This is a genomic window from Hyphomonas sp. CACIAM 19H1 (assembly GCF_003325995.1).
Taxonomy (GTDB): domain Bacteria; phylum Pseudomonadota; class Alphaproteobacteria; order Caulobacterales; family Hyphomonadaceae; genus Hyphomonas; species Hyphomonas polymorpha.
Window position 1 is genome coordinate 1,651,093 of record NZ_CP016437.1, and the last position, 25,305, is coordinate 1,676,397.

The window sequence follows — 25,305 nt, forward strand, 5'->3', positions numbered from 1 at the left end:
AATTTCAGGCCGGAGCCAAACTTCACAAAAGGTTCACCGCTTTCACGGAACCGTCATCTTCAGGGTTATTCGGACACGGAATAAATATGAATTTCCGATGACGTATAGTTGATGTCGAGCGGATAGGCTTCGTCGAGCCCCGCAAGCATGATCTCGATCTGGTTGACCGAAAAGCTCATGGTGAGGCGCAGATCGCCAAGGGTTTGATCCGCAAGCGTGATCGGCCGCGCGCTGTAGCGGTTCACATCGTCGATTATGTCGCCAAGGCGCGCGTCCACATAATAGAGCTGGCCGCGGCGCCATGCTGCGGACCGGGCCGCATCAAAGGTCGCGCTTGCGTCAAAACCCTTGCCGGTGCGGTAGGTAACCTGAAGTCCACCCGTAAGGGAGACAGCCGGGAGCCCCTGCGCCCCGGTAACGGCCACATGCCCCTCTTCGACACTGATGATGGTTTCAGCCGGGCGCCGGCGTATATCGAACTGCGTGCCCAGAACCTTGACCTGAACATCGCCTGCGCGAACGTCCAGCGGGCGTTCCGGTGCCCGGGCGATGTCGAAATAGGCGTTACCCTCCACCAGGGTGAGCGAGCGCTGATCGCGCGTGAAGCGCCCCTTGACCTCCGAGCCGGCGTCCAGGGTCAGCCGGCTTCCATCCGAAAGATCGAAGGTCCGGATCTCGCCGATTGCGGTGGCAAGATAAATATCTTCGGTAGGCGCCGTCTGCATCAGTGGGACAACAAAGATAAGGGCAACGCCGCAGGCCGCAGCTGCCAATAGACCGGCGACCAAGCGCCGGCGTTGGCGCGAGGGCGCAGCCGGCCGTCCCGCACGGGGGACGGCTATCCTTGCCGTGGCTGAAAGAATATCTTCAACGCCTTCCACCTCAGCAATCGCCATCCAGCCAGCCCGCAGCCCTTCCAGCGCCCGGCGATGGTCCGGAGAGGCGGCCAGCCAAAGCTCCAGTTTTTTGTCTTTATCCGGAGTGTGCTCTGCCCCAAGCAGGTATGCCATCCAGGCGCGCGCCTCTGCCTCCACCCCGGTGGGGGGCGGCGCAGTCTTATCCGGAGGAGGCAGTGCAGAAGTCATGGGGTACCGGAAATCTAGGGGCGGAGTGCCTGCTGAATGGTTTCCAGGGCGCGGGTAAGCTGACGGGAAATGTCAGCCTCACTCCAGCCGGTGGCGGCGCGGATCTGGGCGTACGTTTCACCATGAAACCGGCTACGCAGGATGATTTCCCTTTGCTTGGGCGGCAGCGCCTTCAGAACATCGGCTAGCGCTATGATTGCCTGTTTTCCCATGAAGACAATTTCGGGAGAATTTTCTTCCAGCTCCGCGTCAGGAAATTGAGTTTTTTCCAATTCCGCATGGGCGCGGGCGCGCTTTTCCCGGCTGCGGGCATTCAGGGTCAGGTTGATGGCCGTCCGGAAGAGGAACGCGCGCGGAGACTGGATGCGGGAGAAGTCGTCCAGCCGGGCGATCTGTTCAAACGCCGCCTGCGCCATATCCTCCGGGTCCGGCGGGCCGGCGCCGTAGAGCTTGCGCAATCGGCCCACCAGTTCGCCGAAATGATTGCTGTAAAGATCCCTCAGGAAGGCATTGCGCATTGCGGCGCGCTCCCCGTCACTTCGCGGGGGCGAAGAAGCAGGCAGGGCTTCGCCGTTTGAAGCCGGGTCAGCTGAGGCGCCGGGGAGCATGCCCTGCGCCATCGGCTGTCTGATCGCGGCTGTCAAGCCGGGCGGGGCGACCGGTGGCGGCTAGCGCCCTCAGTGCGACAGAAGCAGCGGAAGCTTCACATCCCGAAGCATGCTGCGGGTCATTCCGCCGAACAGCGCCTGCTGCAGCCGCGCATGACGGTATCCACCCAGGACGATCATGTCCGCATTCTTGTCCATGGCCACCTGCAGGATGACCTCATGCGCAGAGCGCCCGAGGCTGCCTTCGTTGCGCAGCGTCACCTTGTGCCCGTGCCGGGCAAGATGCGCGGCAATGTCGAGGCCCGGCGCGTCCCCATGGTCCAGGCTTCCGGCCTTGGCGTCCACTGTCACCACGGTGATCTCGGCGCCCTCATCGGCCACCAGCAAGGCATCGTGCACCGCGCGGGCCGCCTCCCGGCTCGCGTCCCAGCCAACCACAATCCGTTTGCCAACCGGGCCGGATTTCCACTCCACGGGCGCAACCATCACAGGCCGCCCGGACCCCAGCAGCGCCGCCTCGATCATTTGGGCGTGCGGCTGAAGAATGTCTTTCGCGGGTGCACGGATGATTGTGAGATCGGCATGCCGCGCAATGGTGGCGACCAGGGATTCCAGATTGGTGCCATAGGTCCGGTGGCGGCGCAGTTCACAGCGCAGGTCTTTCTTGTCCAGGGTCTTCTGAAGGTCGGCCCAGAACCGGTCGATCAGCTCTTTGTCCTGATTGAGCTGCTCCACATAGGCCGCGCCCATGCCGAATTCGTTATAGAGGATGGGGGCCGGCATGATGCCGATGGCGGAGCAGGCGACATGCGCGCCCGTCTTGGCGGCCAGCGCCTGCGCAAGATCCAGCGCGCCCGCGTCTTCCTGAGCGCTCGCAACGCAGATGGAAATGTCTTTCAGCTGCATGATGTCCGTCCTCCCCGGCAAACCGAATTGTTGTCAAATAGATACCTTGTAAGCGGCCCACGCACCAGATCCGGTTCGGATCAGAAAAAATCCGGACAAGGATCACGCGCCACCTGTCAGCCCAGTGAGCAACAAAAACCCCAAGGGTAGTATAAGTAGAATTACGGGTGCTGCGATTAGAATGAGGGCCTGTCTCACTTGGCTTACCATGGAAAAATGCCGGCAGAATTTGCCAGAGTCTCAGGCCTATGGCATGTATGCCAAATCCAGCTTGCCGCTGGATTCTAATCTCAGGGCCGGACCACCGATCCCAAGTAACATCACCTGATTGAGACTGAAATTTCAAACGAACAGAAAGTCTAAATGCCATCCTCCCCAAAAAAGCCAAGCCAACCGCTTTCCAGTGGTGAGGTCAGGCTGACGAAGTTATCGATATAGGTGGATTGTGTCGGATTGGTTGCGTAAGATATTTGTGCTTACGAAAGCTCAGATGATCGAGATGATTATATACTTGATACTTGGGTCGATCTTTGCGGTAGTTCTTATCACTTTATCCAAATTAGGCTTTCTGGAACTTTAAGCCGGTTGTCCGTAGTCAGATGTTTTTAGACAGAAGGCTGCCCGATTTAAGAAGGGTCTGGCGCACCTGAGTGTGAGTTAGGCACCAGACTAGGCCTGCTGCCACACAGAATATACCACTAGGTTCTCCTGTGTTCAGAGGATCATTTTTGCCACAACAAATGCGCTTGGCGGCAGCGTGCTGGACGCATCGCACATTCTAGAAGCGTTTCAACGGTCTGAACCGGATCATCTGGCGCAGTTTTGAGGGCTCAAGTTTTGGCCTCAGACGCGGTCTTCGGCTTGGATTTGCGCCTCCTTGTCCCCGTCCTCTAAACGACCGTTAGACTAGGGCCTTCTGCTATCAGAGCTTAATCTTCATCCAAGTGCCTGGTGATTGCTCAGAATGAATGAATCCCAACTAGAAACAAAAAGCCAAAGACCAATGGCGTTCATTTCAAATACCGCGCTGAAAGCAGTGGCGGGATGGCGATTCAAGTAACGCGCTAAGCCAAAACCACGCATGGTGATCTTCAATGGCCCGTAAACGCTCGCTGGCGGGTTGGTCTTTATGGACCCCGGCGGACGTCTCTGGACGGGGAAATGGTGCCCCGGGGGCGGAATCGCGAGCGCCCTTACACCTCTGTTTTGATTTCAGAAATAAATGTGGAGCGTCGTCGAATGCCAACAATCTGCCAACAATTCGGTAGTTGTTGGCATGGGAGAGTGGTTCGATTCCGATTTCCACAGGAAATCCGATAAATTGATCTCCCTGACTCTGAGATGTGGGTCAAGAGGGCCTCATCGACGAGGTTGGCGATCCATCTCGAACGATGAACTGTGGAGCGAGAATTGAGGTTAGAGATACGTCACTGACATATGGGTCGATGACGCATACGACGGCATGGCGCGACGTTGAGGCTGACCGTTGTGGAACCATCGGAGTTTATTGGTCGATCAAGTTCGGCTGGCATGACGAATGAAGAGAAAGCGCAGCTGATCTCGCCAATCGGCGCGCCGAACTGATCGAACATTGAGACCTCATCGCCGATACTTATGGAAAGTGACATGACCAACGCCGCCACAAGCATCAAAAAAGGCCTCCAGGAGGCGCTCACCCACGCCAAAGGTCACAAGACGGGCGCATGGGTTCATCATATCGAAGTGCCTGAGCCTGATGTGGCCGCAATCCGCGAGCGCTCGGGATTGTCGCAGGCCGAATTTGCTTGCAGCATTGGCGTCGCCGTAGGTACCCTGCGAGGCTGGGAGCAGGGGCGCAGACGCCCTGAAGGCGCGGCGCGGGTACTGCTCGCGCTCATCGAAAGGCGACCCCGGATCGTGCAGGACGAGCTGCTGACCTAGACGCGGATCGCCGACAGCAAACTGCCAGCAGGGTCGAGGTTGTCCATTTCTTCAATTAGGGACAGCGGGCGACGAGACTTCGCGGCTTGGGCGTTAGTCTCAAAAATCCTGGCTGTTGTCGCGCCTTAGCTCGACGAGCGTTCGTCTGAGTAGGAGCGGACAGGCCTGAATAGATGTTTGCGGCAACACCTGTTCACCGAGATTCAAAAAGCTTGTCCGTCAACGCACAATCAGATGTTTGACCTCCGGTGCAGCCGATCATGATCTCACTGAGCTGCCTCTCCATCTGCTGCAGATCCAGGATACGATTTCTGATGTCCTTTAGATGCGCTTCGGCAAGGACCATCACTTCGGCACAGCTAGGCATGCCATCATTGATCCCCAGGAGCGAGCGAACGTCCTCTGTTCGGAAGCCCAGATCGCGCGCCCGCAAGATAAATCGCAAACGCAACTGATCCACGTTTGAATAGAGCCGGTGGCCACTGGGTGAGCGCGCTGGTTCTGGTAGAAGTCCGATCTTTTCGTAATAGCGGATGGTTTCAAGGTTGCAGCCAAGCCGGCTGGCCAACTCGGCCCGCCTGAGCATCGCTCGCGACGATGTGATGTCCATGCTCAATTCTCCGCTTGCGTCTGTACCAACTACAGACCCTATCAAGCAGACGAACACAAGGCCAAGGACAACGACGCGTATGTCAGACAAGACAAACGGTTCTGGAAATGATCGTCGATCAAGCTGGCTCATCGCGGGTGGCGTGCTGGGGACCTTCCTCGCGTCGTCTTGTTGCATCCTGCCTCTGATACTGATCAGCGTCGGTGTGACGGGAGCTTGGATCGGCCAGCTGACGCAGCTGGAACCCTACAAGCCGGTATTCATGCTGATTGCAGCTGGGTTTCTCGCGGCTGGCTTTTGGGAAGTCTATTTTCGGAAGGGCAAGCATTGTGAGGATGGCAGCGACTGCGCACGTCCCGCACCCTCCTGGATCAAGCAGGTGGCCCTATGGGGCGGCGCGCTTATCGTGTTCGCGGCGCTGACCATCGAAACTTGGGCACCACTATTTTACTAAGCAAGGAGAGCAGGGATGAAGCGAACGTGGATGATTGCCGGCCTCGCCGGATTGGCGATTATGGGCGGAATGGCGCTTGCTGGCGCGCAGTTCTCGCAGACAGAGGTCGCAGAAGTACAGCAGGCCACGGCCCGCTTTTCCGTCGACAACATGACCTGCGCAACATGTCCCATATCGGTGAAAAAGGCGATGCTGCGCGTCGATGGCGTCAAGTCTGTTGAGATCGATTTTGGGACGAAGACTGCAGAGGTCGTGTATGATCCGGCGATCACGTCTCCGGAAACAATTGCCGCCGCATCGGCCGGCGTCGGGTATCCGGCGGTCCAGACCAGTTGATTGATCAGAACGCAAAAGAACAGCTGCGCGGCTTGGTACATCGAAGGCGGACACCGGGACCGGATCGTACCGCTTGAGTTGCTCTGGTGATTTCAGGACCGCTACCCGCAATCAATGATTCAAGGGGCCTCCAAGTTTCGCGTCTCTTGCAACTTCACGAGACAAGTCTCGAAGGAAAACTCAATGAAACACGAATGCTGCGCGCCGAACTGTGAGTACGACCTCGCCGTGATTGGTGCCGGATCGGCTGGATTCTCCGCCGCTATTACGGCCGCAGAGGGCGGTGTGCGCGTGGCTCTTATAGGGCACGGTACGATTGGCGGTACCTGCGTGAACGTCGGATGCGTCCCCTCCAAGACGATGATCCGCGCCGCTGAGGCGGTGTTTAGTGCGCAGTCGGCGCATCGGTTCCCGGGACTCAGGGGAGAAGCGCAGGTTTCTGACTGGGCGGCGCTGATCGCAGCAAAGGAAGATCTCGTCGCGTCACTGCGGCAGAAAAAATACGCCAACTTGCTACCAGGCTATCATGGTGTGACTTACATCGATGAGGGGCCAGCGCGGCTCGTACTTGGCGGTGTGGAGGTCGGCGGACGGAAGATCAAGGTATCCAAGGTCATCGTCGCCACTGGCGGCCGCTCGGCCGTTCCTGACGTCGCCGGTATTTCGGAGGTGCCGACGCTCGACAGCACGGCGCTCCTGGAGCTGAAGGCGCTGCCCGAGAGCCTGATCTTCCTCGGCGGCGGCTATATCGGTGTGGAACTCGCACAGATGATGGCGAGGCTGGGTACCCGCGTCACGATCGTGTGCCGCTCGCGGTTGTTGCCGCGCGCTGAACCAGAGGTGTCCGAGGCGCTCGCGAAGGCACTGCGCGCCGAGGGCATCTCGGTTGTGGAAAAGGTAACCTATGACGCCGCACGGCTGGACGGCAGCCGCACAGTCGTGACGGTAACGGTGAACGGTGCCGCCAGAGACCTGGCGGCTGATCACCTTGTCCTGTCGACTGGGCGCATTCCCAACACGGATGGGCTGGGGCTCAAAGAGATGGGTGTCGAGACTGATCAGCGGGGCGCGATCATCGTTGGCGATGATATGGCCACCACACGTTCCGGTGTATACGCAGCAGGCGACGTAACTGACCGGGATCAGTTCGTATACATGGCCGCTTATGGCGCCAAGCTGGCGGCGCGAAATGCGGTACTGGGAGGGAAGGAATGCTACGACAACGCCGCGATGCCGTGGGTGGTTTTCTGCGATCCGCAGATTGCAGGTGTCGGTCTGACCGAGGCGCAGGCTTACGCCGCAGGCTATGATGTCAAGACCAGTGTGCTTCCGCTTGAGAATGTTCCTCGGGCGCTCGCGGCACGCAATACCACAGGGCTGATCAAGTTGGTCGCAGACCGGGCTAATGACCGACTGCTCGGCGGTGTGATCATGGCGCAGGAAGGCGCTGATAGTATCCAGACACTTTCACTGGCACTGAAGTTCGGCATGACGACAAAGGCGCTCGGCGAAACCATTTTCCCTTATTTAACGACAGTCGAGGGGTTCAAGCTGGCGGCGCAGACTTTCGACAAGGATGTCGCGAAACTCTCCTGTTGCGCGGGCTGAGTCGCCGATTGGCACGCATTTCCTTTTTGCCGGTCAGTCACACCGCTCCACAAAGCGGCCGGGAGCATCACCGGCATCAAGCGCGAAGTCTCAGACCGGCACAAACCCGCCGGCGTCCAATCCGGCTCATTCGGGGTTGCCCGGACGTGCGATTCTGGTGTCCAGGCTGGTGGGGATTCTTGTCATGGTGCTGACCCCGTTGGATTTGCGCATGAGCGCCTGGACAAGTGATCAGTTCCCAGAGTGCCTTTACAGGATTCCGTTACTTTCTCTTCCCATCGCTATGGCCCTGACGCTTGCCGTCCGTGGACTCGGCGCAACGCGCCTTACGCTTGCAGGCTCTGCGATCGGAGCAGTCTCAGGCTCGCTGGCGGCCATTGTGTACGCCGGTTGCTGTCCGGCTGATTCAATTCTCTATGTTGTAAGCTGGTACCTCGCTTCAGTGTTGTTGTGTGCAGCGGCCGGTGCTGTGGTTTTGAGCAGGATGCTTAAGTGGTAGTGATCGAATTTGCTCGCCGTAGCAGCGGCGGCCTCAGGTGACCTGGTCGCTTACGACGCGGCAAACGAAGTGATCACGCGCAAATTCCACCTGCTAACCTCGCGGCTACCATAGTGAATCGGGGACTTTGCGATCCCAAAGCGGAGGATGCGTTGCTGATCGATCGAGGTATCAGGGATGACGAAAGACCTTGCAGGGCGCAACAGATACCTCTTACTGCCACGGTTTCGTTCTGAGGCTGTCTGGCTGGTTCGGCTGGCAGCAAGATAATGTCGCATCAACGCTGCCGAAGCCTTCGGCTGCAGTTGATTGATCAGTCACTCCGGAACGAGCCAACAGCTACCCAACTGTTTCGAATCCACACGATTTTCAACATTGCAGTCCGCAGGGCGAGTCTGGAAAAGCCTGGGCGATATCATTGTCTTGCCGATCGGCTTAAGCGCGATGCGTTAATGATAACGGAGACAGAAGAGAGAGCCATCGCGGCAGCTGCGATCATGGGAGAGAGCAGGGTGCCGGTGAGGGGGTACAGGACGCCTGCAGCAATGGGAATGCCGGCAGCGTTGTAGGCAAAAGCAAAGAAAAGGTTCTGCCGGATGTTCCGCATGGTTGCCCGCGAAATAGTCCGGGCCCGTACAATGCCTCCAAGGTCTCCCTTGAGCAGTGTGACACCGGCGCTTTCTATGGCGACATCCGTGCCGGTGCCCATCGCGATGCCCACATCCGCGGCCGCCAGGGCAGGGGCGTCATTGACACCGTCGCCCGCCATGGCAACGACCCGGCCGTCGGCGACCAGGCGTTTCACGATATCAGCCTTCTGGGCAGGAAGCACTTCGGCTTCGACGGCATCGATACCGAGTGACCGGGCGATTGCCTCAGCGGTGGTGCGATTATCGCCGGTCGCCATGACAATATGCAGGCCTGCATCCCGAAGGGCTTTGAGCGCGCCCGGCGTCGATGCCTTCACCGGATCGGCGATCGCGAACAACGCAACTGCCGCGCCGTCGACTGCAAGGTAGATGGCAGTCGCACCGTCTTTCCGGCGGCGTTCTGCAAGCGCCCTCAGCGCGGCTGTGTCGATGCCGTTTTCGCCCATGAAACGCTCGGCGCCCAAGGCCACTTTTTGTCCATCGACGATCCCTACGACGCCCTTTCCTGTGGGCGAGTCAAAGTCTGAAGGTTCGGAAAGCGCAAGACCTTTGGCGTGCGCGGCAGCGACGATCGCGGTGGCCAAGGGATGTTCGCTGTGACTTTCCAGGCTTGCGGCAAGGCGGAGGGCGGCCGTTTCATCCGCGCCAGGCGCCACATCCATTCCGACAAGCGCGGGTTTGCCTTCTGTCAGTGTGCCGGTCTTGTCGATGAGCAGTGTGTCGACCTTTTCCATGCGTTCGAGCGCCTCGGCATTCCGGATCAGCACGCCGGCCCGCGCGCCCGCACCGACACCGGTCATGATCGACATCGGTGTCGCAAGACCGAGCGCGCACGGACAAGCGATGATCAGTACCGAGACGGCGGCTATGAGACCGTAAGAGAAGGCAGGGTCCGGCCCGAATATGAGCCAGCCAAAGAAGGCTGCTATGGCGACAACGATCACTGCCGGAACAAACCAGCCCGACACTTGGTCGGCGAGGCGCTGGATAGGCGCGCGGCTGCGTTGCGCGTCGGCCACGAGATGGACGATCTGGGAGAGCATGGTCTCGCTGCCGACCCGCTGCGCTTCAACAATCAGGCTGCCGGTCTGATTGACGGTTGCGCCAATCACGCGGTCATTTACCGATTTGGTCACCGGCATTGATTCCCCAGTGACCATCGACTCGTCGATGGAGGAGCGCCCTTCGGTGACGACGCCGTCTACCGGTATCTTTTCCCCGGGCCGCACCCGCAGGCGATCACCAGCAACGACCGTCTCGAGCGGTACATCTTCTTCATTACCATCCGCATTGATCCGGCGGGCCGTTTTCGGCGCAAGGTCAAGCAGCGCCCGGATCGCGCCTCCTGTCGCTTCCCGCGCCTGCAGTTCGAGCACCTGCCCGAGCAGCACCAGCGTGATTATGACGGCGGCAGCTTCAAAATAGACCGGAACCGTGCCGTGCGCCGAGCGCAGTTCGGTCGGGAACAGGCCCGGCGCAATTGCCGCGACCATACTATAGATCCAGGCCGCACCTGTGCCGAGCGCAATCAGCGAAAACATGTTCAGGCTGCGGTTTCTGACCGACGCGGCTCCCCGCGCGAAGAAAGGCCAGCCTGCCCAGAGCACCACGGGCGTTGCCAGAGCCATCTGGATCCAGGGATTGATCGTGGGCGGAATGAACCGGTCAATACCGAAGACGTGCCCACCCATTTCGATGACCAGCAGGGGTAACGACAGCACCACGCCGAACACAAAGCGCCGTTTCATGTCGCGCAGCTCGGGATTGGGGCCATCGCCTGCGCTGGGCGTCATCGGCTCGAGGGCCATGCCGCAAATCGGGCAAGCGCCGGGGCCGTCCCGCACGATCTCCGGGTGCATGGGGCAGGTCCACTGACTTCCTGCAGCTGCCATCTTAGCTGGTGTCGCGCTGGCATGACCGTGGCAGCCAGCCCCGTGGCCTGAGTGGTCATGCATATCCGCCTCATGCGCCGTGAAGGCATTCATGTAGGTGGCGGGATTTGCTTCAAACTTGGATTTACAACCTGCGCTGCAGAATACGACCTCGGCACCTTCATGAATGAGCCGGTGCGGGGTGTCTGCCTTCGGGGTCATGCCGCAGACCGGGTCGCGCGTCGGTGACGGATCCGCTGTTGTCGTAGTTTCGCTTGAGGACATGCCGAGCTCCTGCGTGTTTTTTGCTACGTTTTCAAATATACCCCTATACCGTATCGGTCAATTACCCCGTGGGGGTATAGTTGATCTTGCCGGCGCTCTTCAGCCATCGCCTAGGAACGGCCGGACGAGCTGACCTGTATAGGTTGAGGGATAGTCCGCTGCGTTTTTGATCCCAAGGTCGCCCGAGAAAAAGGGGCGATCCGCATCGAAGTGGGCCGTTCCGAGCAGCCTGTCCCAGAATGTCGTGAAGAGACCAAAGTTGACGTTGCCCTCAGCCGAAGATTTGAGGTGATGAAACCGGTGGACGGGCGCAAGTGCGAGCACATGGCGAAGCGCGCCGATCTTCATGTCGGTGTTCGAGTGCTGGAGGAGCAGCTGGACCGCCACCGCGAATGCAAGCAGTACGGCGACGTCCAGCGGCATGCCAGCGAGAATGAGCGGCGCTGTCCCTGCCATCAGTTCGATCGCCTGATGGACGGGATGTTTCATGAGGCCGTTGAAGCCGTACATTCGCGTAACGCTGTGATGCACCGCATGGAAGCGCCAGAGGAACTTGTTGTGATGGCTTGCCCAGTGAATGACGGTGATACCGGCGTCGGCGACAAGTATTGCAAGCAGCAGCTGAGCCCATAGCGGCCAGCTGCCGGGCCAGATCGGAGGGAAGGGTACGATGGCAGCCATGATCGGAATGAGGAGCACCGACACGGCAATCGAACCTTCATTGACGAGCGCGTGAAGTCCATCTCTCAAAGTATCGCCCTTTGGGTGGTTCCAGTCCTCATGGTACGGAATAAACCGCTCAGCAAGAAATGACATCGCGATTGCCGCGAGCAACAGCCCCGCAAGACTAGCTTTGGGCGCACCTGAATGCACGAGTGCGATTGCGGCGCCATTGAAGGTCAGCAGCATCAGCGGCGCATAGGTCCACTTGGTGATTTGCTTTAAAGTGGGCATGGGGATTCCGTTTGACTGCGCGCAGGCGAGTGTCGCCTCATCTGATCACAGGGTAACGGGCGCGGCTCAGCCGTCTTGAACGATTCAACAACCTTGCCGCGTCGGGGCAATCCGGACTTCCAGGCCAGAAAGTCCTGCGCCGGGCGAGACACCGAACCAGCGGCGCATGCGGCGCGTGAAATGGGATTGATCGGAAAAGCCGCCGGCCTCAGCCGCCTGAGCCAGACTTGCGTTGTCTGAAAGTGCGCGCGCTGCGCGCTGCAACTGCCGCCATTGGAGAACGTGGGAGATGGGCGCCCCGAATGTTGCATGTGATATCTGGCGCAGGCGACTGGGCGACACTCCAAGGTCGTGCGCAATCGAGCCTGGCGTGGCGGAGGCCGGGGCGCCATCAAGCAGCCGTGTCAGAGATCGTTCTGGCTCTGCGGATTGTTCTCCAATCGAGAATGCGCCCATCAGGTCAGCCGGCGAGCCGGTTTCGTTCAGCGCATCCAATCCGGCTGACAGGCGCGAATCTGCAAGACTGAAGCCGCGTTCGTGACCCGAACCCGCTGGGGCGGCCCTTGCGCGGTCAAAGTAGATGCTCCGCAACCTTGTCTCGATTGGACCGATGGCATGTGCACATCCCGACGGTATGATCACGTACTGCCGAGGCGGGATGATCCGGAGTCTGCCGAAGCACTCGACTTCAAGCGGCCCATCGATCCCCGCAGTCAGCTGGTGAGCGAGATGGGTATGGGGCGCGTTGGCGCCCGCCACGCCTTGCAGAATCGCCCAACCGTCTCCGATCGTGAGCGAGCCACGCCAGCGCCCGGCCTGCATCAATGACTGTCACTCTCGGATATCTTGGCCGACGACCAGTGTATGTGGACAATCTGCCAGTCTCCGTCCGTCTGTTTGAGGACCATCGTCTCCATCAGACGACTGTTGACGGCCTTGCCCCGGAACGCACCGGTGGACACAGCTTCGGTCATCACTGTTGCAAGGCCTTCGCCTTCAAAAACGTGGCGGCTGAGGACCTTTGTCTCAACCGCTTTTGAGAACTCGATATCTGCGCCCATATGATGGGAGCGGTATTCTTCGAGAGAGCGCTCGATTCCGCCGCTCTCGGCGATCTGGACATCGGGGGCCATCAAAGCGGACAGGGCAGCTGTGTCGCCCGAATCAAGTGCCGCAGCAAAGGCATCGACGATCCCGGCCGGGGGGGCCGGTGTGTCCGGGTGCGCGCTTTCATGGGCAAAGGCAGGGCCCACTGCACCCAGGAGAGCTGCAGCAGCGATGGCGACGATGTAGGTTTTCATTTGAGTTTCCTTATTCAGCAGGGCCAGAAATGGTCGTGGCAGCGGCGATCATGCCGAGGATCAGAGTAAAGAGGATTGCGTCCAGCCGGAGCGTGGTCTGCAGAGTCGCGCGTCCCTCGGCGGGTTCGGCGGCGAGCTGATGGGTGACGCGGGTCATGTTGAGCGCGCCGAGCCCGAGGATCAGCAGTGCGGCCAGAAACTTAGTAGTTATGAGCCGTCCGTATCCGGAGCTGAGCGCCGATGTCAGGTCGCCATTGATCCGCCAGAAAAGGTAGACGCCGGATACAAACAGCAGCGGCACGATGAACCGGGCGACACGGCTGAACGATTCCGCTCGGGCAAGAACATCTCGGTCAGTCAGCGCAGGGGCAGGCCAGAGCGTAACGGGCGCCGCCAGCCAGAAGCCGGCGATCAGGACATGGACCGCAACGACCCACGGGGCGAGCCCCGGCGCCTCAAGACCTGCCGTATGCCCCGTGAGGCCAAAGCCTGCGCTAATGCTGACAGCGGCGAGCATCGGAAGAATACGACCTTTCGCCATGCTTGCCGCAAAGAGGAGGACAGCGCCCGCGAACAAGGCCAGCGCAGGTCTTCCGCCGCCGGCCCAGGTCCACCCGAACTGATCAAGGGACAGCGCCGCGCCGAGGCTGCCGCCCATCTGTGCGTTGAGAATGAGCAGCCGGATCAGCGCGGTGGCAGCCACCATGGCGGCGAGCCATGTATAGGCGCGGCGGTTGGTGTGCAGTCCGAGCGCCCCGTGGAGCGCCGCCCCTATCGCTGCGAGGCTGGCGCCATAGAGCAGGACCTTAGTTGCAAGATTGGCAGCGTCCAGCAGGGGCATATGGGTCCGGCCTACTTCAGTTCGAAAGTCGATTTGCCGGTCATCGGATGACCATCCTTCGACATCGTACGCCATTCGACGGTGTAGAGACCGGGCGCGAGTTCCGGCAGCGGCACCGTGAATGTGGCTGCCGGTGCTTTTGGCGGCGTGAATCCGAGATCGACCTTTTCTCCGGCCTGTGTCTGGATAGAGAATGATATCAGACCGACCGGCTGGCTGAAGCTGAACGAGAAGTCTTCAGGAGCGGAGTCGATGACGGCCGCATTCTCGATGCTCGTCGATTTGGCGCTGATATGCGCAAGCGCGGGAGCAGCTGAGAGAGCGAGCGCCAGAAATGTTGCGGCGATCAATTTGGGCGTGTGCATGGGGTATCCTTTCCGGACCGAGAGTTTCAATTAGATACGCTTCAGAACCAGAGCCTGATGCCGGTGACGAAGGAGATGGTTTTTGTGTCTTCTCCACGGGCCCGGGCAAAGTCTGCGGTCTCGCCGGTCGAGGCTTTCCAGTTGACCCCGACATAGGGCGCGAACTGACGATCGAACTCATAGCGAAGGCGCAGGCCAAGTTCTGCTGTCGATAGTCCGGCGCCGGTTTCAAGTTCAGAAACGTCCTCAGCCGCGAAGTTCAGTTCCGTTCGCGGTTGCAGGACAAGGCGCTGGGTCAGCAGGAATTCATACTCGGCTTCTAAGCGGGCTGAGAGATCACCCTCTTCGCTTAAGAAAACGGCGCCGTCGACTTCGAACCAGTAGGGGGCAAGCCCCTGGATTCCGGCTACCGCGTAAGTGCGGGAAGGGCCCGGCTCGAAATCATGACGCACACCTGCCTGCAAGTCGAAATACCGCGCGATGGGGCGTGACCAGAGCGCCTGCAGTTCGGCTTCTTCAAAACTGCCAGCATCCAGATCATAGTCGATCTCGGATTTTATCCAGAGCCGGTTCTCGTCCGTACCCCACCACCCCTGACCCTCCAGAAGAAGAGCGGGAGAGCCCTCGCCCGATTGGTATTCGAACCGGTCGGCGAGGATCATGTAATTTGTCCCTCCGCCATGTTCTTTCTTCAGCGCGTCCTGAGACGCCTTGAACTCATCCTTGTCCCAATAGGCTTCGGCCTGCGATCCGGGTACGGGCGTCTCCTGAGCAAAGGCAGGCGCTGCTGCGAGCGGTGAAAGAAGGACAATCGTCGCAATCATTTGAGCGCGGGTCATTAACGGTGTCCTTCGTGGCTCATGCCCGACATAGGGGCTTCTTTTGGCGGGGGCTCGTCCGTCGGCGGAGTAGCCGAAGGCGTGTGCTCCCTGTGCGGATCATCCGCGCGAGCCGCCGCACCTCGCGGCACGACTGAGACGACCTGCATCATGCCGGCGTGCATGTGGAAGAGGAGGTGGCAGTGGAAGGCCCAGTCGCCCACATGGTCTGCTGTGACATCAAAGGACAGCCGCTCCGCCGGTTTGACGGTCACTGTGTGCTTGCGCGGCTTGTGATCGGTATCGCCGACTACGAGATCGAAGAACATCCCATGCAAATGGATGGGATGTGTCATCATCGTATCGTTGACGAGTGTCACGCGCAGGCGTTCACCTTCATGGAAAATGATCGGACCTGTCACTTCGCTAAGCTTCACGCCGTCGAAGGACCACATGTAGCGTTCCATATTGCCGGTGAGGTGGATCTCCATCTCCCGGCTAGGCGCCCGTGTGTCGGGGTTTGGTGTGAGGCTGCGCAGCTGTGAATACCGGAGCGCCCGGTGCGGGACAGATTCGAGGCCCAGCCCCGGCTCATCAATCCGGCTCACCTGAACCATTGCGACGTTATCAACCCCGACGCCCATCCTGTGGTCATGGCCCTGCGGAACCGACGCGGGCATTGCCATGGCGCCGTGATCCATGCCGGACATGGCGCTGTGGTCCATCCCCGACATTGCGCTGCCGCCCATGCCGCCGTGGTCCATCCCTGCCATGGAGCCGTGATCCATCGAGGACATGTCCATACCCATGTCGCGGTGGGTGAGTGTCGGGCGTTCGCGCAGCAGAGGCGCTGTCGCAACGAGGCCAGCTTTAGGTGCCAGTGTCGCGACCACCTGACCTGACCGGTCGATCGATTCTGCAACGAGCGCAAACGGCCTTGCGCGGGTGGGACTGACGATCACGTCATAGGTCTCCGCTACCCCGATCTGGAACTCGTCGGTCTCGACGGGTTGGACATTGAGCCCGTCAGCGGCAACCACCGTCATTGGCAGGCCGGGTATCCGGAAATTGAAGATTGTCATGGCTGACGCGTTGATGATTCGTAGCCGGATACGTTCCCCGGAATTGAAGATCGCGGTCCAGTTGTCCTCCGTCGCGTGGCCATTGATGAGGAAAGTGTACACTGCGGATGTGACATCCGAGATGTCTGTCGGCGACATGCGCATGGCGCCCCAGGAAGCGCGGTCGGCAAGCGTTGCGCCGAGCCCGTTTTCACGGGCGTCCTTCAGGAAGTCACCAGCCGTGCGCTGCTGGAAGTTATAAACGGCAGCATCCTTCTTCAGGCGGGCAAAGACCTTGTGCGGATGTTCGAAGCTCCAGTCCGACAGGACAAGGACGTATTCACGGTCAGCCTGCACGGGGTCAGGTCCGGCAGGGTCGATGATCAGCGGACCGTAGTGACCCATCTGTTCCTGCAGCCCGGAATGGGAATGGTACCAGTAGGTGCCGCTCTGCGGGACGGCGAATTCATAGGTGAAGGTCGACTTCGGCTTGATGCCGGGGAAGGAGACGCCGGGCACCCCGTCCATGTGAAACGGCACCAGAAGTCCGTGCCAGTGGATCGATGTGTCTTCGTCGAGGGTGTTGTTGACTTTGAGGGTCACCTTCTCGCCCTCGCGGAACCGGATAAGCGGCCCGGGCAGTGTTCCGTTGATCGTGATGGCATGGCCAGAGCGGCCTGCGATCTCTACGGCGCTGTGGCCAATGGTCAGGTCAAACGCGTTACCGCGTGTTTCGAAGATGCCCTTATTGCCGGCAGTGGCGCTGTGCGCCCAGGCGGGCAGGAGGGACGTGGAGGCGGCGAGCACGCCGCCAGCGGCGGCTCTACGCAGGAGATGTCGTCGTGTGAGCATTTGAGTTTGCCTTGTCGAAGGGGAGTTGAGTCCCTGCGCAGGCTGGAGCAGCGCAGGGACTTCACCAGTTAGTGCTGTGAATGATCGGCGGCAGGCTTGGCGGCATCCGTCGCGGCGGGCGCAGATTCTGGTGCCATGCCCGGCATCTGCGAGTGGTCCATGCCTTTCATGCCGTCTGGGCCCGCGGTCGTCACCTCACCCTTGGGCATGCCGTCCATCTTGCTATGGTCCATGCCTTTCATGTTGCCGTGATCCATGCGGGGCATTGTGCTGTGATCCATTCCTTCCATCGCGCACGGCTTGCCGCTGGCTTCGGCGGCCGACATGGCCGTCTCGTGCATCTTGCCCATGCAGGCGTCGTGCAGGCCCTCCGGGGCATCGAGGGAACACATTGCTTCGATCCGGTAGGATTTTGACTTTTCGTCTTCCGCCAAAAGGAAGTGAACCCGGTCGCCGGCCGCAAACGCCGACAGGTCGACGCCTTTCGAGGCCTTGAAGTCCATGGTCATTGCGTCCCAGTCGAGCTCCGCGATTGGGCGGTGGTCGATTCTGGCTTTCGAAGTTTTTACATCGAGGGCGGTCACTGTCCCTTCGCCCATTGGAAGGCCGCAATGATCCGTGTGCTGCATCGCTGAGGCGGAACTGCCGGCTTCCAGAGCAAATGCGGGGGCGGCAGAAAATACCATCGCAAGCGCGAGGATTGAATGAGAGAGTTTCATGGGTAAACATCCTGTGATTGATCAGCTTGAACAGAGAGCGCCAAGAGCGCTCAATTCAGTTGAGTGAGACCTGTCTGCGCCGACCAGAGGCCGGCGCAGGGATTATCTCAGGATCAATTCTGCAGGCGTATTTTCAGAGTTACGAGCGAAGGGCTCGGCCGAGGCGGGCCTCGGGCTGGTTCAATCCTCAAGTCAGCGAGTTTGAATACCCGGCTCGTCCCGCTGGCGGGCTGGGAAGGAAGGGCTGCGGGGTCAGCCGGAAACGTATTGACCGCCTTGTTTGAGGAATCGGTCGGCAGGGCGATTGCTTCGCACCCGGCGCAGTCATGGCCCTTATTTTCGGAGTTCGGGTCGCAGTGATCAGCCTCAGGCGCGTCGTGGGAGACTGCGTGAACGTCCTCGCTTGCCGACGTGGCAACCTCTACCCTTGGTCCGTTCACCGCCTGCGCAACCGCGGCGCAAGCACACGCCGCGTGCCCGCCGCCGAGCACAAGGAGTGTGAGGGCAATAACCGCGTTACGGATCGAATCGACCATGATGCGTTGACCAGCCTTTGATTTTATCGTTATGTATACCCCCAAGAGGTATATGTCAAATGCATCACGCGCCCCCCAAATCAGTATTGACCCGGCTGAAGAGAATCGAAGGTCAGGTACGTGGCGTGTCCGGAATGGTCGAGGAAGGCCGCTATTGCATTGATATCCTGACACAGGTTCAGGCAATAAAGGCCGCGCTGGGCAAAGTCGAAGACGAACTCTTGAAGAACCATGCAGCGCACTGCGTGGAAGAAGCTATTCGAGACGGCGACGCCGAGAGCCAACGGCAGAAATTTACCGAGCTGGTTGATCTGTTCGGCAGATATCGCAACTGAACGCACAAAGCTGCCGTCACGGTGTGTTCAACGGATGCTGCTGCCGGTCAAACACCGGCGAAGTCATAAAGGCTGCTCGATCTGCGTTGCGCATCTAGACGCTCAACGCGTGTGCTGCAGCAGCCACAAGGCGAACGCCAGCAAACCCGCTAGCCAGATAACGATGACAACTGCCCCGGCTATTCTGTCCGGCGCGACACGCCCACGTAGTTCGGCCGCCAGGCGGAACTCGGTTATAAGATCAGGCGGGATCAGTCGGATCGCCAATGCGATGCCCAAGGGCAGGAGAATCAGATCGTCGAGATAGCCCAGCACGGGAATGAAATCCGGGATCAGATCGATGGGGCTCAGCGCGTAGGCAGCCAAGCCAAAAGCGACCAGCTTTGCAGGCAAAGGCGTGCGGGTGTCGCGTGCAGCTATGTATAGAACCATCACGTTTCCTTTGATCGCCATCGCCCAGCGTTTGATACGATCGAGCACATCAACTCCAGACGATCCGGCGGACACAAACTCGAATGCCGCAATTGGTGCGGGAGAAACCGAGCTGGATTTTGGTTTTCAACTGTCAAGTCCCAATGAACCTCAGTATTAACGCGGTGTCAGCGACGACACTACCGAGCAATGCACGGTATCGGAGGATGCCGTCGGTCCCAAGATCGGTCTTGAGCGGATTTCAGATAAAGGTCATACGGAATCAGAGAACGCCGGTATGTATCCAATTCGGAAAAGGACGCTTCCCGGGATCAGAACGCACGTGAAATCAAAATGACGCCGATCAGAGCTGCCAGACGAAAGCTCAGCTGACGTATTATGTCCGGCTTTGGAACCAGACCTGAAAGCGAAGCGGGAACCGGCATGGGTTTGAGTGCCGATACATTGGCGCCGCCAGTATTGCCCAAGGGCACCCAGCCCGCGATGAATCCAGGAACAGTCGCGGCAAGCCGCGTGATCTGGCCCAGCATCTCGCGCCTATCCTGCCTTTTTTTGCGGCAACACGAAGCATCCAGGCGTGAACCGTTATGTGCGGCAGCAAAAACTGCTGGCCGAGGACGTGGGCGATCTCAAGGTGGGAGAAAGCGGCGCCGTGATTTCCGGTTCGGTAACTGGACTTTGCAGCGTTGAGATTTTGCGTGTAAGCGGCGCGAAGCTCGGGGTTCATTGCGGGTCTCCTTCTTCACTGAGCGCTGCATTTTCGCGCGCCTTGCAAGCCCGGAAAAGCACGAGCCGAGCCGAACGGTGAGACCTCATCCGACCGGCAGGCCGAGGCCCGCAGGAGGCTTGCGCGTCAACGGTCGGAGCGTGTGTTTCAGGCTGCTGCGGTATCGTGGTGGTCGCGCATGCGCTCAGCGCAAGGAGCGCAGCTGACGAAAGGATTGCTTTCATTGAAAAACTCTCTGCTTAGAAAATCCGATATGGCCGGCGATGCATTGTGCGTCTTCCGGAAGAGATGTGATGAGCACAGTCGTCGTCATTTCAGCGGCCTCCATCAGACTTGAGTGGGGCTCTGTTCATCCCGATAGGCCAGCAGCCTGAGAGCGTTACCAACGACGATCAGCGTTGAACCTTCGTGCAGAAGAATGGCAGGGCCGATGCCGAGGCCGAAGAGTGTCGCCGGGACAAGTATGGCCACAACGCCAAGGCTGACCCAGAGGTTCTGGCGAATATTGCGGCTCGTCGCGCGGCTCAGGCCGACGGCAAACGGCAGGGTGTCGAGATTGTCCGCCATCAGGGCGATGTCGGCGGTTTCCAGAGCGACGTCAGAGCCCGCCGCGCCCATTGCAATTCCGACATTCGCGTTCGCCATAGCCGGGGCATCGTTGACGCCGTCGCCAACCATCGCAACGCCGCCGTGCTGTCTCAGCGCCTTGATCTTTGCGACCTTATCGTCCGGCATCAGGTCTCCGAACGCCTCGTCCAGTCCGAGATCGCGGGCGATGGCGTTGGCGACACGGTGATTGTCGCCGGAGATCATCATCATCCGCGTGATGCCGAGCTTGCGTATCTGCGCGATCACGCGCTTTGCGGCCGGACGCGGCGTGTCCATCAGGCCGATGGCGCCCAGGAAGCGGCCGCCCTGCGCGACCACCATCATCGTGCGGCCCGTGTCGAAAAGCCTGTCTACCTCCCGCGCGAGCGTTTCGGGCATGACAGGACCGCTTTCGCCGTCGAACATCGCAGGCTTGCCGATCAGGACGAGTTTGCCTCCGACCATCGCGCTGACGCCCTTGCCGGTGAGGCTCTGGAACTCTTCCGCCTCCGGACCTTTCGGAAGATCCTTCTCGCGTGCCGCCGCCACGATAGCACGCGCAAGGGGATGATCGCTGAAGGCCTCCACAGCGGCGGCGGTCGCCAGCAGCGCGCGGTCTTCTGTTCCTTCGAAGGCGACGATATCCACGACTTTGGGCTCACCGATCGTCAGCGTGCCGGTCTTGTCGAACGCGATTGCATTCAACCGGCCAAGCGCCTCCAGCGGCGCACCGCCCTTGATCAGTACACCGCCGTTCGCTGCCCGGGCGATACCGCTGAGGATCGCGCTCGGCGTGGCAATCGCCAACGCGCAGGGGCTTGCTGCAACCAGAACGGCCATCGCGCGATAGAAGCTTTCGGAGGGTGCCTCGTCGAGAAAAAGCCATGAAAACCCCGTGACCACCGCGAGGGCGATGACCAGCGGAACAAAGATCTTCTCGAAGCGCTTGATGAACGTCTGGGTAGGGGACTGCCGTGTTTCGGCTTCAGAAACGAGTTTGACAACGCGGGCGAGCGCCGACTCTGACGAGAGCCGCGTCACGTAAATGTCGAGACTGCCACTCCCGTTGATTGATCCCGCAAAGACCTTGTGCTGCGGCCCGGCTGCCTCGATCTCGGCAGCCGATGTGCCGGGCAGGGGGCGTTTGTCGACCGGCGCGCTTTCGCCGGTAATCGGCGCCTGGTTGACGCTGCTTTCGCCGGCGGTCACGACCCCGTCCACCGGCAGCCGCTCGTTGGACCGCACGACAACGATGTCGCCAAGCTGAATGTTTTCGATGCGTATCTCGACCGTCTCGCCATTGCGTCGAACGAGCGCGGAGTCAGGGGCGAGGTCTGCCAGCGCCTGGATGGCCCGCGTGGCACGGCCCATCGCATAGTGCTCCAGCGCGTGTCCCAGGCTGAACAGAAAAAGCAAAAGCGCCCCTTCGGCCCAGGCGCCGAGGATGGCGGCGCCGGCAGCGGCGACGAGCATCAGGAAATCGATCTCGAACTTTGCGTCCGCGACTTTCTCAATTGCTTCTTTCAGTGCGAAGAAGCCGCCAAAGACGTAAGCGCCAACGAGCAGGAGGATGGAAAGCCAGCCAGGGACAATGCCGAGCTTGGGCCCCAGCCATCCAACGACCAGTAAGACGCCGCAGGTCAGGGAAAATATCAGCTCGATATTGTCGGATTTGCCGTGATCGTGCTTGTCGGGCGCATTCGGTTGATGTGTGGCAGGTTCAATTGACATGGTCGCAAATCCTGACGGGCTGATCCCCTGGCTTGTGAACAGGGGCGGCGCTGGTTGGGCGCCGCCCCTCTGATGCTATTCCGCCGGTATGGCGGGGCGCTCATGTTTGCCCTCGACCAGCGAGTGGTGCCCGTCCGGTTTGGGGGCAAACCAGCGATGGAGCGCCGGCACCACCAGCAACGTCAGCAAGGTCGATGAGACGAGGCCGCCGATCACCACAGTGGCGAGCGGGCGCTGCACTTCGGCGCCCACGCCGGTGGCGAAGAGCAGCGGGGCGAGGCCGAGCGCCGTTGTTGCCGCCGTCATCAACACCGGAAGTGCCCGCAGACCCGCAGCTTCGATGGCGAGGTCCTCGAGATTGCGTCCGGCCCTTGCAAAGTCATCCATGAAGCTGACCAGCACCATGCCGTTTCCAAGGGCGATGCCGAACAGGGCGATGAACCCCACCGTGGCAGGCACAGAGACAGGCAACCCGGCAATCCAGAGCGCCAGTGCCCCTCCGGTCAACGCCAACGGAATGTTCAGCAGGATAAGCACCGCCGACATCAGCCGCCCGAACGTCAGGAGGAGGATCAGGAAAACGATGCCGAGCGTAATCGGGATCACGACCGCAAAGCGCGCATTGGCTTGCTGTTGCAGTTCGTACTGTCCACCCCACTCCACACGATATCCGGCAGGCAGGTCCAGACCCGCCGTCACGGCCGCCTGAGCTTCCTCAACATAGCTTCCGATGTCACGGTCCCGCACATTGAGCTGCACGGTGATGAACCGCTCGCCATTCTCCCGGGTTATCTGGCGAGGCCCAACGATCTCCCGGATATCAGCAATGCTCTCCAGGGGAATGCGTGCACCGCTGGAAGACTCCAGGATAATGCGCCCGATGGCTGCCGGCGTGTTGCGGCCGGCTTCGTCGTAACGCACCACCACCGGAAATTGCCGGACACCCTCGAAGACGACGCCCGCTTCGGCGCCGCCGACGCCTGACCGCAAGGCCTCAAGCGCTTCTTCGATGCTGAGGCCGTAGCGGCCAAGCGCAACCCGGTCGAGCGAGACGACAAGCTGCGGCGCGCCGGTAATCTGGTCGGCCTGGACATCGCTGGCACCAGGAACCTCCTGAAGAAGGGATTGAAGGGCTTGCGAGCTTTCGAGAAGCACTTCGGAATCAGGTCCGAAAATCTTCACGGCAAGTTGTGCTTTGGTACCGGTCAGTAGCTCATCGATGGACATGGCGATCGGCTGGCCGATATTGACCCTCACCCCGGGGAATGCGCTGAGATTGTCTGAAATCGCTTCACGCAACTCTTCCGGATTGAGCCCCTTGCGCCATTCCTTTCTGGGTTTCAGCGCAACAAATGCTTCGATACTGTTGACGGGGTCGGCATGGGCGCCAACTTCGCCCCGCCCGATCCGGCTGACGATGGAATCGATTTCGGGAAACGCTTCCATAAGCCGTTTCTCGATCCGGGTTGATGTGGCGCTGGCTTCCGTTAGCGAAATGGAGGGCGCCATGGCGACCCTCAGCAGGATGTCACCCTCTTCAAGCGCCGGTGTGAACTCCGACCCCAGGCGTGTCGCCGCAAGGCCGCCAGCGACCAGCAGGACGCCTGCCAGGGCAAGAGCAGCAATCCGTTGGCGGACGAAAAATGCGGCGAACGGTTTGATGATCCTGGTGAGCCGGCTGTCGCCCGCAGTCTGGGCCGATCGCGACGGCCGCATGAGGCCAAGGGCCATTGCCGGCGCAATCAACGCTGCGTAGATCAGCGATCCGGTCATTGCGAGCGCGGCCGAGGCCGCCAGCGGCCGGAAGGTTTTGCCCTCGGTGCCTTGCAACGAAAATAGCGGCAGGAACACGATGATGACCACCGCTACGGCCGCGATCAGCGGTGCAATCACTTCTGCGCTCGACCGTGCGACCGTCATTCGGTTGTCCTCACCCTCCGGTCTTTCACGGAAACCGCGCGCAACGTTCTCCGCGATCACGATGGCCCCATCGACCATCATACCGATGGCAATGGCGACCCCTCCGAGCGTCATCAGATTGGCGCCGATGCCGAAAACGTTCATCGCGATGAACGCAAATCCGACCGAGAAGGGGATCGAAAACACGACGACCAGGCTTGGGCGCCAGCCGCCAAGCAGCAGGAACACGACAATCGCAACGAGCAGGCCGCCTTGCCACAGTGCTGTCGTCACCGTTGCAGCGGCTTTTTCCACAAGGGTACCCTGGTCATAGTAGGGTATTGCGCGCACGCCGTCGGGCAGGGAGGCGTTGATTTCATCAAAGCGCGCCTTGGCGTTCTCGATGACATCGGACGTGTTGCTGCCATAGAGTTTGAGGACGAGACCGGCAACCACCTCGCCTTCGCCGTTCGCCGTGGCCATACCCTGGCGAACGGCGCCGCCGATTTCGACCTCTCCCAGATCGCCAACCCGGACGGTGCGTCCGTCGACTGTCTTGACCGGCGTTTCCACGAGATCGGCGATCGTTGTCGCCAGACCAACGCCGCGGACCGTGTATTGCTCGGCGCCCAGCTCGATGAACTGCGCACCTGCCGTTCTGTTGGCGCTCTTCAGGGCGTCGATCACTTCACTGATCTGAATGTCCTGCGCGAGCAGTGAATCCGGATCGAGGTTGACCTGGTACTGCTTCTCATAGCCGCCAAGCGCCAGGACTTCGGTAATGCCTTCGACCGACTGGAGCGGGTACTTGATCATCCAGTCAGCGATTTCGCGCATTTCAACCAGCGACCGGGTGCCGGAGTCATCAACGAGCCGGAAATACATGATGATGCCGAGGCCGGTCGAAATCGGTCCCATCTTCGGCGTACCAAAGCCTTCGGGAATAGCCTCGGCAGCTTCTCCGAGACGCTCGCCCACAACCTGGCGGGCAAAATAGACGTCTGTGCCGTCCTCGAAATAGATGTTGAGTACGGATAATCCGAAGTTCGATGTCGAGCGCATTTCCCGGACCTTGGGCAGGCCGGACATGGCGGTCTCGATCGGAAAGGTCACATACCGCTCGACCTCCTCCGGGGAGAGGCCTTCGGTCTCGGTGAAGATCTGGACAAGCGCGGGAGACGGATCCGGAAAAGCGTCAACCGGCAGACTGCGGAAGGCAAAAAGTCCGCCCAGGGTCATTGCGATGACAGCAATCGCTGCCAGCAGGCGTCCGCCTGCAATTCTGTGCATGAGGTTCAGCATGGGGTGGGGTGT

General features: G+C 60.2%; 24 protein-coding genes and 1 pseudogene. 6 read left to right on the plus strand and 19 right to left on the minus strand.

The genetic code is table 11. The features are described 5' to 3' along the window. Positions 1-65: 65 nt before the first annotated feature. The 4 genes from BBF93_RS07760 to BBF93_RS19490 form a co-directional block, all read right to left on the minus strand. Complete coding sequence (locus tag BBF93_RS07760; RefSeq protein WP_114105534.1) at positions 66-1,085, minus strand: FecR domain-containing protein; 1,020 nt, start codon at positions 1,083-1,085, stop codon at positions 66-68. Between the two features lie 14 nt (positions 1,086-1,099). Then, on the minus strand, positions 1,100-1,603 hold the full coding sequence (locus BBF93_RS07765) for an RNA polymerase sigma factor (RefSeq protein ID WP_162174068.1): 504 nt from the start codon (positions 1,601-1,603) through the stop codon (positions 1,100-1,102). 159 nt (positions 1,604-1,762) lie between these two features. Then, the gene (locus tag BBF93_RS07770) at positions 1,763-2,599 is read right to left on the minus strand and encodes a universal stress protein (protein WP_114105535.1); all 837 of its coding nucleotides are present in this window, start codon (positions 2,597-2,599) and stop codon (positions 1,763-1,765) included. A gap of 936 nt (positions 2,600-3,535) precedes the next feature. Then, the gene (locus tag BBF93_RS19490; RefSeq protein WP_162786471.1) at positions 3,536-3,682 is read right to left on the minus strand and encodes a hypothetical protein; all 147 of its coding nucleotides are present in this window, start codon (positions 3,680-3,682) and stop codon (positions 3,536-3,538) included. Between the two features lie 543 nt (positions 3,683-4,225). Between BBF93_RS19490 and BBF93_RS07775 the strand changes: the two genes are divergently transcribed. Beyond that, complete coding sequence (locus BBF93_RS07775) at positions 4,226-4,519, plus strand: DNA-binding transcriptional regulator (protein ID WP_035591881.1); 294 nt, start codon at positions 4,226-4,228, stop codon at positions 4,517-4,519. 193 nt (positions 4,520-4,712) lie between these two features. Here the strand turns inward: BBF93_RS07775 and BBF93_RS07780 are convergent, their stop codons facing one another. Then, positions 4,713-5,129 (minus strand): helix-turn-helix domain-containing protein, encoded by a 417-nt coding sequence (locus tag BBF93_RS07780; RefSeq protein WP_035591799.1) that lies wholly within the window; start codon positions 5,127-5,129, stop codon positions 4,713-4,715. Positions 5,130-5,208: 79 nt separating this feature from the next. On the opposite strand from BBF93_RS07780, the gene BBF93_RS07785 reads away from it, so the two are divergent. The 4 genes from BBF93_RS07785 (at position 5,209) to BBF93_RS20040 (ending at position 8,026) form a co-directional block, all read left to right on the plus strand. Further along, positions 5,209-5,583: a mercuric transporter MerT family protein gene (locus tag BBF93_RS07785; protein WP_114105536.1), complete on the plus strand. Its 375-nt coding sequence runs from the start codon at positions 5,209-5,211 to the stop codon at positions 5,581-5,583. Between the two features lie 30 nt (positions 5,584-5,613). Beyond that, the gene (locus BBF93_RS07790; protein WP_198022902.1) at positions 5,614-5,919 is read left to right on the plus strand and encodes a heavy-metal-associated domain-containing protein; all 306 of its coding nucleotides are present in this window, start codon (positions 5,614-5,616) and stop codon (positions 5,917-5,919) included. Positions 5,920-6,102: 183 nt separating this feature from the next. Next, positions 6,103-7,527, plus strand: coding sequence for a mercury(II) reductase (merA, locus tag BBF93_RS07795; RefSeq protein WP_011646697.1), 1,425 nt, complete (start codon positions 6,103-6,105; stop codon positions 7,525-7,527). After that, positions 7,496-8,026, plus strand: a complete 531-nt coding sequence (locus BBF93_RS20040) for a DUF1109 domain-containing protein (protein WP_114105538.1) — start codon at positions 7,496-7,498, stop codon at positions 8,024-8,026. Before merA ends, BBF93_RS20040 begins: the two co-directional genes overlap by 32 nt. Positions 8,027-8,441: 415 nt before the next feature. On the opposite strand, the gene BBF93_RS07805 is transcribed toward BBF93_RS20040, so the two are convergent. The 9 genes from BBF93_RS07805 to BBF93_RS07845 all read right to left on the minus strand — a co-directional run bounded on the left by BBF93_RS07805 (position 8,442) and on the right by BBF93_RS07845 (position 17,743). After that, positions 8,442-10,832 (minus strand): heavy metal translocating P-type ATPase, encoded by a 2,391-nt coding sequence (locus BBF93_RS07805; RefSeq protein ID WP_114105539.1) that lies wholly within the window; start codon positions 10,830-10,832, stop codon positions 8,442-8,444. A 99-nt stretch (positions 10,833-10,931) separates the two neighbouring features. Further along, complete coding sequence (locus BBF93_RS07810) at positions 10,932-11,786, minus strand: sterol desaturase family protein (protein WP_114105540.1); 855 nt, start codon at positions 11,784-11,786, stop codon at positions 10,932-10,934. Positions 11,787-11,870: 84 nt separating this feature from the next. Then, positions 11,871-12,608: an AraC family transcriptional regulator gene (locus tag BBF93_RS20045; protein WP_114105541.1), complete on the minus strand. Its 738-nt coding sequence runs from the start codon at positions 12,606-12,608 to the stop codon at positions 11,871-11,873. Further along, positions 12,608-13,087 (minus strand): nuclear transport factor 2 family protein, encoded by a 480-nt coding sequence (locus BBF93_RS07820; protein ID WP_114105542.1) that lies wholly within the window; start codon positions 13,085-13,087, stop codon positions 12,608-12,610. The genes BBF93_RS20045 and BBF93_RS07820 overlap by 1 nt, the downstream gene beginning before the upstream one ends. Positions 13,088-13,097: 10 nt before the next feature. Further along, entirely contained in the window at positions 13,098-13,928 is an 831-nt protein-coding gene (locus tag BBF93_RS07825) for a CopD family protein (RefSeq protein ID WP_162786474.1), read from the minus strand. Positions 13,929-13,939: 11 nt separating this feature from the next. Further along, positions 13,940-14,293 carry a copper resistance CopC family protein gene (locus BBF93_RS07830; protein ID WP_114105544.1) on the minus strand — a complete coding sequence of 118 codons (354 nt, stop codon included), beginning with the start codon at positions 14,291-14,293 and terminating at the stop codon, positions 13,940-13,942. 41 nt (positions 14,294-14,334) lie between these two features. Beyond that, positions 14,335-15,132, minus strand: a complete 798-nt coding sequence (locus BBF93_RS07835) for a copper resistance protein B (protein ID WP_233349316.1) — start codon at positions 15,130-15,132, stop codon at positions 14,335-14,337. Continuing rightward, positions 15,132-17,024 carry a copper resistance system multicopper oxidase gene (locus tag BBF93_RS07840; RefSeq protein WP_114105545.1) on the minus strand — a complete coding sequence of 631 codons (1,893 nt, stop codon included), beginning with the start codon at positions 17,022-17,024 and terminating at the stop codon, positions 15,132-15,134. The genes BBF93_RS07835 and BBF93_RS07840 overlap by 1 nt, the downstream gene beginning before the upstream one ends. A gap of 68 nt (positions 17,025-17,092) precedes the next feature. Further along, positions 17,093-17,743 carry a copper-binding protein gene (locus tag BBF93_RS07845; protein ID WP_114105546.1) on the minus strand — a complete coding sequence of 217 codons (651 nt, stop codon included), beginning with the start codon at positions 17,741-17,743 and terminating at the stop codon, positions 17,093-17,095. A gap of 595 nt (positions 17,744-18,338) precedes the next feature. On the opposite strand from BBF93_RS07845, the gene BBF93_RS07855 reads away from it, so the two are divergent. After that, positions 18,339-18,614, plus strand: a complete 276-nt coding sequence (locus BBF93_RS07855) for a metal-sensitive transcriptional regulator (RefSeq protein WP_114105548.1) — start codon at positions 18,339-18,341, stop codon at positions 18,612-18,614. Between the two features lie 102 nt (positions 18,615-18,716). Here BBF93_RS07855 and BBF93_RS07860 read toward each other — a convergent pair whose 3' ends face one another. From BBF93_RS07860 to BBF93_RS07875, 5 genes and pseudogenes are all read right to left on the minus strand, one after another. Continuing rightward, a complete protein-coding gene (locus tag BBF93_RS07860; protein WP_114105549.1) occupies positions 18,717-19,067 on the minus strand; it encodes a YkvA family protein in 351 nt (116 codons plus the stop codon). A gap of 290 nt (positions 19,068-19,357) precedes the next feature. Beyond that, positions 19,358-19,576: a DUF3703 domain-containing protein gene (locus tag BBF93_RS19770; RefSeq protein WP_233349318.1), complete on the minus strand. Its 219-nt coding sequence runs from the start codon at positions 19,574-19,576 to the stop codon at positions 19,358-19,360. 74 nt (positions 19,577-19,650) lie between these two features. Then, positions 19,651-19,773 (minus strand): annotated as a pseudogene (locus BBF93_RS20050) (DUF3703 domain-containing protein); the annotation flags it as partial. 327 nt (positions 19,774-20,100) lie between these two features. Further along, positions 20,101-22,092, minus strand: a complete 1,992-nt coding sequence (locus BBF93_RS07870; RefSeq protein WP_114105550.1) for a heavy metal translocating P-type ATPase — start codon at positions 22,090-22,092, stop codon at positions 20,101-20,103. A gap of 75 nt (positions 22,093-22,167) precedes the next feature. After that, positions 22,168-25,293, minus strand: coding sequence for an efflux RND transporter permease subunit (locus BBF93_RS07875; RefSeq protein WP_035591782.1), 3,126 nt, complete (start codon positions 25,291-25,293; stop codon positions 22,168-22,170). Positions 25,294-25,305: the final 12 nt, after the last annotated feature.

Coding starts and splice junctions, on each gene's coding strand:
- BBF93_RS07870 (WP_114105550.1), bottom strand. CDS start 22,092: ATGTCAATTGAACCTGCCACACATCAACCGAATGCGCCCGACAAGCAC.
- BBF93_RS07830 (WP_114105544.1), bottom strand. CDS start 14,293: ATGCACACGCCCAAATTGATCGCCGCAACATTTCTGGCGCTCGCTCTC.
- merA (WP_011646697.1), top strand. CDS start 6,103: ATGAAACACGAATGCTGCGCGCCGAACTGTGAGTACGACCTCGCCGTG.
- BBF93_RS07845 (WP_114105546.1), bottom strand. CDS start 17,743: ATGAAACTCTCTCATTCAATCCTCGCGCTTGCGATGGTATTTTCTGCC.
- BBF93_RS07860 (WP_114105549.1), bottom strand. CDS start 19,067: ATGGCGATCAAAGGAAACGTGATGGTTCTATACATAGCTGCACGCGAC.
- BBF93_RS07875 (WP_035591782.1), bottom strand. CDS start 25,293: ATGCTGAACCTCATGCACAGAATTGCAGGCGGACGCCTGCTGGCAGCG.
- BBF93_RS07790 (WP_198022902.1), top strand. CDS start 5,614: ATGATTGCCGGCCTCGCCGGATTGGCGATTATGGGCGGAATGGCGCTT.
- BBF93_RS07855 (WP_114105548.1), top strand. CDS start 18,339: ATGCATCACGCGCCCCCCAAATCAGTATTGACCCGGCTGAAGAGAATC.
- BBF93_RS07825 (WP_162786474.1), bottom strand. CDS start 13,928: ATGCCCCTGCTGGACGCTGCCAATCTTGCAACTAAGGTCCTGCTCTAT.
- BBF93_RS07775 (WP_035591881.1), top strand. CDS start 4,226: ATGACCAACGCCGCCACAAGCATCAAAAAAGGCCTCCAGGAGGCGCTC.
- BBF93_RS07835 (WP_233349316.1), bottom strand. CDS start 15,132: ATGACCCGCGCTCAAATGATTGCGACGATTGTCCTTCTTTCACCGCTC.
- BBF93_RS07765 (WP_162174068.1), bottom strand. CDS start 1,603: ATGCGCAATGCCTTCCTGAGGGATCTTTACAGCAATCATTTCGGCGAA.
- BBF93_RS19490 (WP_162786471.1), bottom strand. CDS start 3,682: ATGCGTGGTTTTGGCTTAGCGCGTTACTTGAATCGCCATCCCGCCACT.
- BBF93_RS07760 (WP_114105534.1), bottom strand. CDS start 1,085: ATGACTTCTGCACTGCCTCCTCCGGATAAGACTGCGCCGCCCCCCACC.
- BBF93_RS19770 (WP_233349318.1), bottom strand. CDS start 19,576: ATGCTGGGCCAGATCACGCGGCTTGCCGCGACTGTTCCTGGATTCATC.
- BBF93_RS07840 (WP_114105545.1), bottom strand. CDS start 17,024: ATGCTCACACGACGACATCTCCTGCGTAGAGCCGCCGCTGGCGGCGTG.
- BBF93_RS07785 (WP_114105536.1), top strand. CDS start 5,209: ATGTCAGACAAGACAAACGGTTCTGGAAATGATCGTCGATCAAGCTGG.
- BBF93_RS20045 (WP_114105541.1), bottom strand. CDS start 12,608: ATGCAGGCCGGGCGCTGGCGTGGCTCGCTCACGATCGGAGACGGTTGG.
- BBF93_RS07820 (WP_114105542.1), bottom strand. CDS start 13,087: ATGAAAACCTACATCGTCGCCATCGCTGCTGCAGCTCTCCTGGGTGCA.
- BBF93_RS20040 (WP_114105538.1), top strand. CDS start 7,496: ATGTCGCGAAACTCTCCTGTTGCGCGGGCTGAGTCGCCGATTGGCACG.
- BBF93_RS07810 (WP_114105540.1), bottom strand. CDS start 11,786: ATGCCCACTTTAAAGCAAATCACCAAGTGGACCTATGCGCCGCTGATG.
- BBF93_RS07780 (WP_035591799.1), bottom strand. CDS start 5,129: ATGGACATCACATCGTCGCGAGCGATGCTCAGGCGGGCCGAGTTGGCC.
- BBF93_RS07770 (WP_114105535.1), bottom strand. CDS start 2,599: ATGCAGCTGAAAGACATTTCCATCTGCGTTGCGAGCGCTCAGGAAGAC.
- BBF93_RS07805 (WP_114105539.1), bottom strand. CDS start 10,832: ATGTCCTCAAGCGAAACTACGACAACAGCGGATCCGTCACCGACGCGC.